Origin of the sequence: Paenibacillus sp. FSL R5-192 (assembly GCF_000517845.1) — a bacterium.
GTDB lineage: Bacteria > Bacillota > Bacilli > Paenibacillales > Paenibacillaceae > Paenibacillus > Paenibacillus amylolyticus.
Window position 1 is genome coordinate 55,140 of the sequence record NZ_ASPR01000043.1, and the last position, 12,817, is coordinate 67,956.

At 47.8% G+C, this 12,817-nt stretch carries 13 protein-coding genes; 2 read left to right on the forward strand and 11 right to left on the reverse strand.

The window, feature by feature from the left end; genetic code table 11:
* Nucleotides 1-62: 62 nt before the first annotated feature.
* From C161_RS20525 to C161_RS20550, 6 genes are all read right to left on the reverse strand, one after another.
* Nucleotides 63-563: a hypothetical protein gene (locus C161_RS20525; protein WP_036672424.1), complete on the reverse strand. Its 501-nt coding sequence runs from the start codon at nucleotides 561-563 to the stop codon at nucleotides 63-65.
* Between the two features lie 180 nt (nucleotides 564-743).
* Nucleotides 744-1,484 (reverse strand): hypothetical protein, encoded by a 741-nt coding sequence (locus tag C161_RS20530; protein WP_036672426.1) that lies wholly within the window; start codon nucleotides 1,482-1,484, stop codon nucleotides 744-746.
* The gene (locus tag C161_RS20535; RefSeq protein WP_017690291.1) at nucleotides 1,481-2,179 is read right to left on the reverse strand and encodes an ABC transporter ATP-binding protein; all 699 of its coding nucleotides are present in this window, start codon (nucleotides 2,177-2,179) and stop codon (nucleotides 1,481-1,483) included. Before C161_RS20535 ends, C161_RS20530 begins: the two co-directional genes overlap by 4 nt.
* Complete coding sequence (locus C161_RS20540) at nucleotides 2,172-2,558, reverse strand: GntR family transcriptional regulator (protein ID WP_036606428.1); 387 nt, start codon at nucleotides 2,556-2,558, stop codon at nucleotides 2,172-2,174. The genes C161_RS20535 and C161_RS20540 overlap by 8 nt, the downstream gene beginning before the upstream one ends.
* A 194-nt stretch (nucleotides 2,559-2,752) precedes the next feature.
* On the reverse strand, nucleotides 2,753-3,616 hold the full coding sequence (locus C161_RS20545; RefSeq protein WP_051449861.1) for an aldo/keto reductase: 864 nt from the start codon (nucleotides 3,614-3,616) through the stop codon (nucleotides 2,753-2,755).
* 47 nt (nucleotides 3,617-3,663) lie between these two features.
* Nucleotides 3,664-4,221: an STM3941 family protein gene (locus C161_RS20550; protein ID WP_051449837.1), complete on the reverse strand. Its 558-nt coding sequence runs from the start codon at nucleotides 4,219-4,221 to the stop codon at nucleotides 3,664-3,666.
* Nucleotides 4,222-4,615: 394 nt separating this feature from the next.
* Here C161_RS20550 and C161_RS20555 point away from each other — a divergent pair, with 394 nt between their 5' ends.
* The gene (locus C161_RS20555; RefSeq protein WP_036672431.1) at nucleotides 4,616-6,625 is read left to right on the forward strand and encodes a S9 family peptidase; all 2,010 of its coding nucleotides are present in this window, start codon (nucleotides 4,616-4,618) and stop codon (nucleotides 6,623-6,625) included.
* Nucleotides 6,626-6,755: 130 nt separating this feature from the next.
* Here the strand turns inward: C161_RS20555 and C161_RS31645 are convergent, their stop codons facing one another.
* The gene (locus C161_RS31645; RefSeq protein ID WP_051449838.1) at nucleotides 6,756-7,445 is read right to left on the reverse strand and encodes a stalk domain-containing protein; all 690 of its coding nucleotides are present in this window, start codon (nucleotides 7,443-7,445) and stop codon (nucleotides 6,756-6,758) included.
* A 411-nt stretch (nucleotides 7,446-7,856) separates the two neighbouring features.
* Between C161_RS31645 and C161_RS20565 the strand changes: the two genes are divergently transcribed.
* On the forward strand, nucleotides 7,857-9,050 hold the full coding sequence (locus tag C161_RS20565; protein ID WP_036672434.1) for a MalY/PatB family protein: 1,194 nt from the start codon (nucleotides 7,857-7,859) through the stop codon (nucleotides 9,048-9,050).
* A gap of 186 nt (nucleotides 9,051-9,236) precedes the next feature.
* Here the strand turns inward: C161_RS20565 and C161_RS20570 are convergent, their stop codons facing one another.
* The 4 genes from C161_RS20570 to C161_RS20585 are packed head-to-tail and all read right to left on the reverse strand — an operon-like array spanning nucleotide 9,237 to nucleotide 12,796.
* Nucleotides 9,237-9,848, reverse strand: coding sequence for an ABC transporter ATP-binding protein (locus tag C161_RS20570; RefSeq protein WP_036672435.1), 612 nt, complete (start codon nucleotides 9,846-9,848; stop codon nucleotides 9,237-9,239).
* A complete protein-coding gene (locus C161_RS20575) occupies nucleotides 9,838-10,794 on the reverse strand; it encodes an ABC transporter ATP-binding protein (RefSeq protein WP_036672437.1) in 957 nt (318 codons plus the stop codon). Before C161_RS20575 ends, C161_RS20570 begins: the two co-directional genes overlap by 11 nt.
* 2 nt (nucleotides 10,795-10,796) lie before the next feature.
* On the reverse strand, nucleotides 10,797-11,804 hold the full coding sequence (locus C161_RS20580) for an ABC transporter permease (protein ID WP_036672439.1): 1,008 nt from the start codon (nucleotides 11,802-11,804) through the stop codon (nucleotides 10,797-10,799).
* Nucleotides 11,801-12,796, reverse strand: coding sequence for an ABC transporter permease (locus C161_RS20585; protein ID WP_036672441.1), 996 nt, complete (start codon nucleotides 12,794-12,796; stop codon nucleotides 11,801-11,803). The genes C161_RS20580 and C161_RS20585 overlap by 4 nt, the downstream gene beginning before the upstream one ends.
* Between the last annotated feature and the right edge of the window lie 21 nt (nucleotides 12,797-12,817).

Below are 12,817 nucleotides of genomic sequence, written 5' to 3' on the forward strand. Positions count from 1 at the left end.
CAAGGTTAAGCGAGTCTTGAAGGGACTGCCTTTGCTAAGATGACGGTTAATGCGCTCCTGTACTACGTTCCACCACTGCTGGCAGCCGAGTTCCGTCTTTTGTTAATCGCGTGCACGCCCATGACCACTGCAATTAATTCATACGTGTCCAGTTGTTCCGACTGGTTATCTAATACAAATGCCCCTGAACTAAACCAGCCGCTGGTGCGACGGAAACTGGCCACGATGCGGCCACCACTGCCACTTATATCATATTCCTGCGAAAATGCTGGAGCAGACACATCATATGTACCGCGTGATCCTGCGTCATATTCATACTTTTTACTAAAAAAACTGAATCTCGCCCGCAACACACCCAGATGTCTCCCATCTGCTGCAGTGATATCCCAACGATTCGTTAACATGCGAAATTTGCCGCTGCAGACCAATCCCGTGTTATCCGATACATCGAGCGAAGAACCAAAGACACTTTTCAAATCCAGATGCCCGGCCTGTTCCTGATTCGGATTCATAATCTCGGTGTAACCCGCGTTAAAAAAGTTATCCCTGAAGTATAGTTCCATAACGCTTCCTCCTTTCGCTTACATATCCTTTTGTTCTCTTTAACCTATTCTCGCCTCAAGCACACAATATATTTATATATACGTATAATTAATGGTAATGGATTCAAAAAGTGGATTATTACTGGATGTAAAAAAACGAGCAACCCTGGTTGCTCGCATCACGTTCAAATTATCCTGTCATCAAACTTCGACTTTTTTGTTGTTCAGGTAAATGGTAGCCCACACCAAGATGACCGCCACAATGACTTCAAATACAATGCTTCCCCACATGCCGTCCGACCATAGTACACCATTGGCTGTGATTGCAATACCTGTACTTTCTTCCGTATACCGGAACATCTCATTTGGACTAAAACGTCCTGTCGTAATGATATTTTCCAACCAGCCAAGCAGATTAACGAGGACAAAGAATGCAACGATTCCAATCCAAGGCCCCGTTCTCCAACGGAAGCTGCCTGCAATCGAGATCGAAAGGAAGATAATGACGGTCATGAATACCATAACCCATGCGCTAAACAGCAACAAACTAATATAATCCGAAACATGCAGACCCGAAAGATCAATATTGGTAGCCATGTTCATTCGTAGCTTCATTGAGATATAGATGTAGGCATGAGTCGCGAATATAATGACTAACCCCAACCCGCAAAGTAGTCCAAAGATCAAAGGAGACAACACATGTGATAGGCCCGTTACGGGTAACAGACGGCGATTATAAGAGCGGATATTGGACGTGTATGTTTTGATCATTTTCACATAAATAGCCACACCAACTCCAACATAACCCATAATGCCAAGCACAATCCCTGTGACCTCAGACACGAAAAGGGAAAGCCCCACTTGCGCGATAATCAAAATAACTAGCCCAGCCAGCAGTGTATTCCAGTTCCTTCTAAAGTCATACTTCAATAATGTCATCATTCCGCATAGACCTCCTTGAACATCTCATCCACACTTTTCCCATATTTCAGACGGAGCGTTTCCACTTCTTCCCGCATCACCAGCTCACCCTCGCGAATAAAGACAACTTCATCAAAAATCCGTTCGATATCATTCACAAGATGCGTGGAGATAATCAGACTGCTGTCTTCATCATAGAATTTGACGATCGCATCCAGAATCTTGCCACGCGCGACCGGATCTACTCCGCCAATCGGTTCATCCAGCAAATACAGACGAGCCTTACGAGAAAGTGCCAGTGTTAGTTGTAGTCGTTCATTCATACCTTTTGACAGATGTCGTACCCGGTCACTCTCGACAAGGTTCATGAAGTCCAGCATCTCCCGCGCCTTCTCCTCATCAAAATCAGCATAGAAATCGCGATAATACGCAATCGCATCCCGCACTCTCATCCACTTCTCGGTTAATGGGCGATCCGGCATAAATGAAACCAGCGCCTTTGTCTCCAGCCCAACAGGCTTACCTGTGACTTGAATCGTTCCGCTGCTCGGATGTAACAACCCTGCAACCAGCTTCATGAGCGTACTTTTTCCACTACCGTTGCTACCCAGCAGACCTACGATTCGTCCTGGAGCAATATCCAATGTAATATTACTGAGCGCTTTCTTATTGCCATATGTCTTATTGATCTGGTTCAGTTCAAGGATGTTACTCATGCGTTGTTCCTCCCTTTCCTTCCGCAACGGCATCGGCTACGATGGATAAGATATCCTGCTCTTCGATCCCCAGTTCCTGCATTCCGGTCAGAAAGCGTTCCAGCAATTCACCGGCCATCTCTTTTTTGATCGTCATAATCTTCCGCTCCTCACTGGTCACATATCTGCCCAAGCCCCGTTTGGTTTCGACCACTTCTTCCCGCTCAAGCTCCTGAAATGTCCGTTGTACTGTATTTGGATTGATCTGTAGTTCAGCCGCCAGTTCACGAACCGAAGGAATTTTGTCACCTGCTTGAAGTGTCCCGGTTACAATCTGTCTCTTGATGTACTGCATGATCTGCAGATAGATTGGTAAATTGTTATCAAATTCTATAGTCACAAAGCTCTCGCTCCCCTCTGTACTGGTGTGTTAGTTACATAGTACACTAGTGAAATAGTGTTGTAAAGCCCATTTGTTAAAATATATATTCGCTCAATTGATGGGCAAGCTTCTGCTATCGATATCCATACAAAAAAAGAGCAGATCGTGAAGATCTGCTCTGCATAACTTTATTAATCGTATTGTTATCTATTTTACACGATATCTAGAGGTACTTTGCCTTTAGGTGCAGGGAATGCCTCATCCAAACGGGCGAGTTCCTCTTGTGTCAAAACGATACTCACTGCTGCTGCATTGTCTGCCACATGATTCAGCTGTACCGCCTTCGGAATCGCCAGTACATCTCCATCCCTGATCACCCAGGCTAATGCGATCTGAGAAGTCGTAACTCCTCGATCCTGCGCAATCTTCTGAATAACTGGATGCTCCAACAATTCACTTCGAAGTCTGCCACCCTGTGCCAGTGGACAATACGCCATTACAGGAACGCTCCGTTCCCGCATCCAGGGAAGCAGATCATGTTCAATACCACGCGAAGCTGCATGGTAGAGCACCTGATTCACCATGCACTGAGACCCCTCCGGCAGACTCCATAACTCCTGCATATCCCTTGTATCCAGGTTTGATACACCCCAGCGAATGATTTTACCGGATTGCTTCAATTGTTCCAAAGCCTCAACCGTCTCTTCGAGCGGTACTCCTCCACGCCAGTGAAGCAAATACAGATCCAGACGATCTGTACCAAGACGCGTGAGACTACGCTCACAAGCGGTAATCATCTGTTTGTGATCCGCATGATGGGGATACACTTTGGATACGAGAAAAACTTCATCACGATAGCCCGCGATGGCCTTTCCCGTAACAACTTCTGCCCCACCTTCTGCATACATCTCCGCCGTATCAATTACGGTCATTCCCAGTTCAATACCGGAACGCAGTGCGCGTACTTCTTCTTGCTGGCTGGATTGCTTCTCTCCCATGTTCCATGTGCCTTGTCCTATCGCAGGCAAGGCAGTTCCATCCGGAAGTAGAATCGTGCGTGTTTGATTACCATGCATCATCTATATTCCTCCATTCTGAAGACTCTATGGACATTGTGACCTCTCTAACGACGACTATACGAATCATAAATCATATTATCACTCACATGTCTCCAGTGGCTCATCATCATGATATACAATTGATCCAGCGGCACTGTGAGGCTACTTTGGGCAACGCTGATGGTTGCATCGACCATATTGCTGTTGACCGTCATCAATTTGCGTTTCATCCCGTTCTGGCGATCCAGAAAGGCTTTCTCGTCCCGTAACTTGACCCCGATCATTTTCTGTCCCATCAATTCATACATAAAAATATTCTCAACGTCTTTCCAGGCCACGGCTCCTCCTGCGGTATAAGAAGATGCATCCACAAACCCATCCTCATCGATTACAAAAGAAGGTTCCTTCTTAATCATCTTTACCAGACTGTAGCAGAAACATAGCCCAAAAAACAAAATGGATAGAAGTCCAATCACATCCGAAAGGATGGAATCATTCGTAACTGAAGAACGATCAAAAATCAAAAAAAATCCGGCTGCCACAAAAAGTGCTGCCCCTGCCGTGAGCCACGCCATTCGTTTCCGGTTTGGATATTCCACATGTTGCTCATAGGATGTGCTCAACGTGACGTTCCTCCTCCATTGTGACTGAATCATACAAGTTCTATATAAACGAATGGCTATGAACCAAATAGCTGAATGTAGAACAGGAATTGCATTGTACATTAAACCAAATTCACCAATGTTAAACATTGAATTACGACCATTTTTCGTCATTTCTGCGCTTATTCAACATTAGGATTCGTCATCCTTCGAGCAAATCCTTTTAACACACCTATATGAATTGAACAAAGAATATTTACACTTGCCACTCCGATGACAGAACAACCTTCCGATCGCTGTTATAAAAGTCTCCCCTCCCATCCTTAGTCATATTGTCCTGTCCCTAGCTTTCCGTTAATATAAATGGAAAGGTTAGGAAATTAACCAATTCTAATTCATGGTGGGAGGACAAACAATGATGAGTCAGCGCGGCATAACATCGGAAGATCTTTATCAGATTACATGGGTTAATGATCCAACTCCGTCCCCTCAAGGCGGACAACTGGTATATGTAAGCCGGAAAACGAATGAAGCACGTGACGGTTATTGTTCTCACCTGAGACTGCTGCATCTGGGGAGTCAGAAGGACAGGCCCTTTACCTCTGGTGAGAAGGATCATTCCCCTGCCTGGTCGCCCGATGGGTCTCAGCTTGCCTTTTTAAGAGAGGTTGATGGGAAATACCAAGTTTGGATTATCGCATCAGATGGCGGAGAAGCACAGCAAATCAGTCACCTGAAACATGGCGTCAGTTCTCTGCTCTGGTCACCGGATGGTCATACCATACTTGCGAAATCATCCGTGGATATGAGCGGAAATGAAGAATCAGAACATACAGATCCTATAGACGATAAACCCAAACTGCTGCAAGAACATGTCGTAGACCGGATTCGCATGAAGTCAGATGCCAGTGGATTGTGGAACGGTCGACGTTCCCACCTTTTCGCTCTCGCACCGATCGATGCGGAAGCAATTCCTGTAACTACAGGTCATTATGACGTCGGAGACTACGCCTGGTCCCCGGACGGAACATCCATCGCTTGGATTGCGCAGATGCCTGAAGAAGGCGAGGACCATAATGATTACACCCTGACTAATCATGTGTACCTTGCCAAAGCAGACGGATCGGATGTGAAGCAGTTGACCCCGGAAGGATATACGTTCAGCCGACTGGCCTTTGCACCGGATGGACAATCTCTTGCACTGCTCGCCAGTGACCGTTCCTATGGAAATGCCACACTTTTGAAGTTGTACACCCTTCAGATATCAGGTGGTGAACTCGTATGTCTGAGCACGGATTGGGACGTACAGTTGAATCACAGCATTGTTGGCGACATGCGTTCACATCTGACAACCACGGGGCCTGTATTCAGCAGAGATGGTTCTTCAATCTTCTGTCTGGCGACCATCCATGGTAGTGTACGCATCGCCAAATTCGCTCGAGACGGCAGCAGTGCCGACTATATATGGCCTGACGAACGGGAGATTTATCAATTTGCCGAGTTGGAAAACGGGCAGATCGTTGCCGCTTTAGCCGATACACTAAATCCTGGTGATCTCTATATATATGAACAAGCGGAAAATCCCGGGGTAGAACCGATTCAGCTCACCCGCAGCAATCCACAGCTTGAGGATGAGATCCATCTAAGTACACCTGAGACCTTCTGGTTCAATTCCTCAGATGGCCTACGGCTGCAAGGATGGATCATGAAACCTCATGGCATGGTCGACGGGGCCAAAATTCCGACCATTCTGGAGATTCATGGCGGCCCGCACATGATGTATGGTTTTACATTTATGCACGAGTTCCAGATTCTCGCCGCACAAGGCTACGCTGTTGTGTATATCAATCCACGCGGTGGCCTCGGATACGGGCAGCAGTTTGTAGACGCCTGTCGCGGAGATTATGGCGGTGGCGATTATCGCGATCTCATGGAGAGTGTGGATTATGCCCTGTCCCAGTATGAGTTTATCGATGAATCCAGATTGGGCGTAACCGGGGGCAGTTATGGTGGCTTCATGACCAACTGGATTGTTGGACACACGGACCGCTTTAAGGCGGCTGTTACCCAGCGTTCCATCTCCAATTGGCTATCCTTCTACGGTGTAAGTGACATTGGATATTTCTTCACGGAAGACCAGATTGGCGGTAACGCGTGGGATGACACGGAAAAATTATGGAAACATTCCCCGCTCGCTTATGTCGGTAACGTGAACACCCCGCTGCTCATTTTGCATGGCGAACAGGATCTGCGGTGTCCAATTGAACAGGCTGAGCAATTGTTCATTGCGCTGAAACGGCGCAAGCAGACCACCAGGCTTGTTCGTTTCCCAGGTGCCAACCATGAGTTGTCCCGTGGAGGTCATCCTCATCTGAGGGTACGCCGTCTGGAGCATATTGCCGGATGGTTTAACGAGTACCTGTAACGGACTAATATTTAGACTATTAGTTCAGATTATAGAACCAGATATGGATACAACCCTAAAAGCCGTCCAATGAAATCTGTTATGATTTCAACGGGCGGCTTTGGCTGTTCACCTTTTATGGAAGGAAAGATTACTCTTCGCCCCACACTACGGTGATTTCATTCAGATCCTTGTTGGTTGCAGACACCGAACCTGTGATGGTTACGGCATATTTGCCATCTTCACGACCCACAATGCTGAAGCCATCTGCCTGGATATCCTGAGTGTTCTGGCTCAAGTTTTTGGTCTGGTAGTAGTCTTTGTAGGATGTTCCAACGGTTAGCAACGTTTCTTTGGTTGTGTACGTGAGCACTACTTTTTTGTCACCATCCATTATGTTCTCAATGAGACTTGTTGCCTTCGCATCCTTCGGTAATGGGAAATCAGCCGGAAGATACTTGGACTTTACTCCTGCCGCCTGTGTGTTTGTACCTGTTGAGGGCGATGTCGATCCGCTGTTGCCTGTGGATGTTGACCCACCAGAAGAGCTTGAAGAACCGATGCTTACTTTATTGTTTTGGGAATCATACTTCACTTCGGTCTTTAACGCATCGGCAATCGAACGAACGGGGAGATATGTACTGCCTTGATATGTAATTGGCGCAAGCTTTTTGCCCTGGTCACCTGTCGGTGTAAATTTCTGTCCGTTCACTTCGATGGCGAGCCCATGGTTCAGATAAGCTTTGATTGTCTCCAGTTGTGTACCTGCATATACACCTGCCGATCCGGTTAACACCATGCCAAACACACCCGCAGCAACCAACCACTTTTTGCTTTTCATCTCTAAACGCCTCCTGAGTTCAAATGTCAGCCTTATGCATAATACGATTCAAGACGATCGCTCGATGTACGCGAAAGACTCATGTAGTTATGCTCATCATGTATGGGTACGAGCTTATTCAGATAACAGCCCGTTGTTCCACCAAATGTTAGCAATATAATAGCATCTGACAAGAGGTTGTAAACGATAAATGGACAAAACAGGACCAAGGGCGTACAAAAATAGTCTTTGTCGTATGCCCGCTGTACTCTCGCTCGTTAAGTTGTTCTTATATGAATAAAGTCCTGAATTCCGGACCATACATATGAAGCTAATCATACACGCACAATAGTTGCGAAATTAACCAATGTATTAGATAATTATTTGTCGATTTGTGGTCGAAGGAACGGAACTCAAGGGGGATTAAATACGATGAACAACAATAACAGCACATTTGACCAGCCTATTAACCGGATCTCTACCGGATCAGAAAAATGGGATGCGCTTGAGGATATCTTCGGAGCCGCTGATGCGCTTCCGATGTGGGTGGCCGATATGGATTTTGCTGCCCCACCATCCGTCATTCAGGCCCTGAAAACACGGATGGAGCACGGGGTTTTTGGTTATACAGTACGGACTGAGGCGTATCATGCAGCTGTTGCAGGCTGGATGGAACGGCGCCACAACTGGAAAATTAACGATGACTGGATTGTATTCACTCCAGGTATTGTGCCTGCACTCAGCATTGCTGTACAACGATTCACTCAACCGGGAGATGCAGTGGTCATCCAAACTCCGGTGTATGCTCCCTTCTATGAAGTAGTACGTGGTCAGGGCCGTGAACTGATCACCAATCCTTTGGTAGAGAATAACGGTCATTACACGATGGATCTGGAACAACTGGAATCCAGCTTACAGACCGGTCGGGTCAAAATGCTGATTCTGTGCAGTCCTCATAACCCGGTTGGACGGGTATGGACTCGTGAAGAGCTTGAAGGGCTTACGTCATTGTGTCTGCAATACAACGTACTGATGGTTTCAGATGAAATCCATGCCGATCTTGTTCATCAGCGCGGAACTCATACACCACTGACCCTGATCTCGGACGCCGTCTCTGATCTAAGTATCATCTGTACGGCTCCAAGCAAAACGTTCAACATTCCTGGCCTCTGCACATCCAACATCATTATCCCCAATGCTAAGTTACGGGAATCGTTCGCTCAGGGTGTAAAAACGATGGGACTTGCCAATATCAGCACACTGGGAGCTGTCGCAACCGAAGCTGCTTACAATGATGCCGAGGAATGGCTGGATGAGTGCCTTGCCTATATCCGTGGAAATATGGAGTATGTACAGCAATATGTTGCGGAACATATGCCTCAGATTAAGATGCATCTGCCCGAAGCGACCTATCTGTTATGGATGGATTTCCGGGAGCTGAATATCCCACATGCACAACTATGCAATATGCTTCTTCATGAAGCAGGGCTTGCTTTCAATGACGGGAGCTTCTTTGGAACAGAGGGCTCAGGGTTCATGCGCATTAATGTAGCCTGTCCACGTTCCACGGTTGAAGAGGCGATGCGCAGGTTATCTGTGTTGTTAAGCAATGTGTCGGGCAAATAAGCTGTCCAGTTACATCTGTGTACGTTGCGAACAAAACGTGTACTGTTTGTTAAATGGTGAATATTTGTCAAAATAGAAAAAGGGGGGCCTCGTAGTCAAGTCCATGACTCATATTCATGGTCAATGACTTCACAAGGGTCACCCTTTTTGCATTCGATCATTTTATTTATTCGAACATAATTAAAATTACAGTGACATCGATATCGGCATCGGTGTAATTCTGTCGCACAACCTGTTCAACAAATCTCGATCATGGCTTATGATCAGTAATCCCAGATCACGCTGGCGAGCCACTTCCATCACGGTATGCCAGATCTGTGCCTGAGTGATTGCATCCAGCATCGTTGTCATCTCATCTGCGATCACATAACGTGTCGCTGTGCCAAGCGCCCGCGCCACACAGAAACGTTGCAGTTCTCCACCGGATAATTCAGTCGGCCTACGGTCCAACCAGGTCTGCTGAATACCCAAAGCTTCGAGCAACTGTTCATCCTGCACAGACGCCTCCTGAAGTACACGACGCATTCGCCAGCGTGGATTCACAGCTTTCTCCGGATGTTGGAATACCAGCTGAACCGGACATACTCCTGTACGTGGGAGTGGGTTCCCATCCAGAAGCACTTGTCCTGCCACAGGTTCGGCATATCCTGCAAGGATGCGTCCAAGGCTTGTTTTTCCACAGCCACTTGGTCCCCACAAGCCAACGACTTCGCCTTGTTTCACCTGCATATTCATCTGCTGGAACACCCACGATTTCGGATCATAACGGTAACTCACGTCCCGTGCTTCAAGTGACATGGAAACACCTCACTTCTCCGCCTCGTACCTTACGAAGCGCTGGACGCTCACCGATACATACAGCGGTTGCTGCATTACATCGGGGAGCAAATGAACATCCTGTCGTGATCTCTTGACCTGCCAACGGTTGGGAGCCTGGGAGTGGTTGAAATCCGTTCTGCGGCAACGCATTCCAGAGCGCTTTTGTATATGGATGACGCAGACGTTCTCCATTCCCTTTAAAATCATCCACCTGCGCCGCCTCTACATTGGTCCCCGCGTAAAATACAGCGATGCGATCGGCAGCCGTCAGCGCTGTCGTAACATCATGCGTAATCCATAGGATACCTACGCCTTCATTTGCAAGCTTGCGAAATTGCTTCATCGTCTCGGCCAACACTTCGGGATGGATTCCTGGTGTTGGCTCATCCGCAATGATCAGCTTTGGCTGACCTGAGGTCGCTGTAGCCATTAACACCCGCCTTGCCATACCTCCGGACAACTCAAACGGGTATTTCCCGGCTGTTCCTTGAGGAAGATGATAACGATCCGTCAGCTCCTGCTCCGTCTTTTTCAAGTGGATTTGATTCATAAATCTACGCTTCCTTCCCAAATCTCGGGTTACCGGCTGAACTTGCCTTCCCACCTTCATCAAAGGGTCCAAATAACTGACGGATTGTGGAATCAACATCAGCTCTTCACCACGCAGATGAAGCTGCCGCTCTGGGGGCAAAGGCTCGCCGCTATAGCTAATACGTCCCTCTAACCTGGCATTGGCAGGCAGAATGCCCATGATGGCCTGCGCCAGCACACTTTTACCCGATCCACTTGCGCCTACAACAGCCACGATCTCGCCCTTGTTTACGGAAAGATCCAGATTCTGAATGACATAAGTCTGTTCGTGCCCAAACCAACCACGAGCGCGCCGAAATGACACCGACACTCCCTCAATATCAAGAAGAGCCATATTTACCTCACCTCCCTTGAACTACCTGTACCCGTCAATGTCTTCAGACTGTTGCCCAATACATCAAACGCACGAACAACCAGCAACAATGCCAGTCCGGGGAAAAAGGCGAGCCACCACATACCAGCAGATAAATATCTCATCGACTCTGACAAAATAATTCCAATTGCCGGTTGTTGCGGGGACAACCCCAGCCCCAGAAACGTAATGGCTGCCTCATGCAGAATCGCATGGGGAAAGATTAGCAATATGCCCACGAACAGCTGCGGGACCAGATGTGGCAGCATATGTTGCATCGCAACCTGTAACCTCGATTGGCCCAACTTGTGTGAAACCTGAATGTATTCTGCGGATTTCAGTTGAATCATCTCCGCTCTTACAATCCGGGCCAGATTCGGCCAATGCGTCAGCGCAATCGCTGCCGCCACTCCTGCCAGACCTCCACCGAATACAAAGGCCAGCATAACTAGCGATACCAGATGAGGTACACTCAGGAACAGGTCGATAATCCATGAGATTACCCGGTCAGCAGCCTTGCTTGAAGCGGCAGTCAAACCCAACAGCAGTGCGATCAATCCGCCACCACATGCAGCAAGCAATCCCACTTGAATGCTGGTTGCCAATCCTTTTAACGTACGCATGAACATATCTCTTCCGAGCCAATCTGTGCCAAATGGATGGGCCCAGGTTGGAGCCAAATTCCGATCCATTAGTGAAGTCAGCGTAGAACCAGCCGGAAGCAGCCTGCCCGTCAACCACACAACGGCAATCCAGATCACCGCGAGGCTTCCCCAGATCACCGCTCTTTGGCGAGGGTTGCGGAAATTTTGGTCTCTGGCAGCCGTATACTCTTTTCTCGTTTGGCGTGTTGTTCCTGTTCCTTTTCCAGTCTCAGCTTGTAGAGACCCGGTATTAATGTTGTACCGTACCTCTTGACTCGCAGTTTTCACTTTCTGTACTTCGGCTATTTCTGTCGTCTGCTCGGAGGAGCGTTCTACCGTCTGCTTCATGACATCAGCTCCTCCTTCATCCGTGGATCAATCAAGCGATACAGAATGTCGGCAACCATATTACCTGTGAAAACAAAAATCGCACTGCACATCACAAGTCCAAGCAGCAGTGGAACATCTCCACGCAACCCCGCCTGAACCGTCGCCTGACCAAGGCCGGGGTATGAAAATACCTGTTCTGCAAGCACAGCCCCACCAAACAGTTCACTGAACGAAGCAAATTGTAGTGTTATGGCTGGCAAAACAACATGTCTGAACCCATGTCGACGGAACAGCTGAAATCCACGCTCACCCCGCGCTCTCGCAAACAGAATATAATCTGACTCGAGCACATCCGTGAGCTTCTGCCGGGTATGCAAAGCAATGGAAGCTACCCCAGTCAAACTGAGAGTCAACGCTGGTAGAATCATATGAATAGCCCGATCTCCCCAGGTCACCTGATCAGCTGACATTCCTGCGGGTACCCCAAGGCCAACTGGAAGCCATCCGAGCCACACCCCAAATACCATCAGCAGCAACAGCGCAATCCAGAATACCGGCGTGGAGGCCAGCGTATAACAATACCAACAGATCAGGCGATCCAGCTTCGAATTCCGTCTCATGGCAGCAACTACACCAAGAGTGAAACCAATGATGCCGGATAATATCCAAGCCACAGCCATAAGTGCAACAGAATTCATGAACCGTTCCTGGATAATATCCGCTACAGGCTGTCTGTAGATCATTGATGTCCCCAGATCTCCCTGAATCAGCGCTTGTCCCCAGGTTAGTAATCGTTCCACGGGAGATTCATTCAATCCCCAACGTTCTTCGATTAAACTGCGCTGTTCGGCGCTTACCCTGATCATGTCTCCACCAATGTAGGCTTCTATCGGGTCCACAGGAGAGAATTGCATTAATATAAAAGACAACACACTGACTCCAACCAATAAAGATACAAGTCGCAACATTTTAAAACCAACAAATCTCGCCCATCCATTCCTGCCTGTCATCCAATCTCTCCCCAATTCAGG

Excerpts from the sequence above, each read along its gene's own strand:
- C161_RS20530 (WP_036672426.1), bottom strand. The coding sequence starts at position 1,484 with ATGATGACATTATTGAAGTATGACTTTAGAAGGAACTGGAATACACTG.
- C161_RS20545 (WP_051449861.1), bottom strand. The coding sequence starts at position 3,616 with ATGCATGGTAATCAAACACGCACGATTCTACTTCCGGATGGAACTGCC.
- C161_RS20555 (WP_036672431.1), top strand. The coding sequence starts at position 4,616 with ATGATGAGTCAGCGCGGCATAACATCGGAAGATCTTTATCAGATTACA.
- C161_RS20570 (WP_036672435.1), bottom strand. The coding sequence starts at position 9,848 with ATGTCACTTGAAGCACGGGACGTGAGTTACCGTTATGATCCGAAATCG.
- C161_RS20585 (WP_036672441.1), bottom strand. The coding sequence starts at position 12,796 with ATGACAGGCAGGAATGGATGGGCGAGATTTGTTGGTTTTAAAATGTTG.
- C161_RS31645 (WP_051449838.1), bottom strand. The coding sequence starts at position 7,445 with ATGAAAAGCAAAAAGTGGTTGGTTGCTGCGGGTGTGTTTGGCATGGTG.
- C161_RS20580 (WP_036672439.1), bottom strand. The coding sequence starts at position 11,804 with ATGAAGCAGACGGTAGAACGCTCCTCCGAGCAGACGACAGAAATAGCC.
- C161_RS20525 (WP_036672424.1), bottom strand. The coding sequence starts at position 563 with ATGGAACTATACTTCAGGGATAACTTTTTTAACGCGGGTTACACCGAG.
- C161_RS20575 (WP_036672437.1), bottom strand. The coding sequence starts at position 10,794 with ATGGCTCTTCTTGATATTGAGGGAGTGTCGGTGTCATTTCGGCGCGCT.
- C161_RS20535 (WP_017690291.1), bottom strand. The coding sequence starts at position 2,179 with ATGAGTAACATCCTTGAACTGAACCAGATCAATAAGACATATGGCAAT.
- C161_RS20565 (WP_036672434.1), top strand. The coding sequence starts at position 7,857 with ATGAACAACAATAACAGCACATTTGACCAGCCTATTAACCGGATCTCT.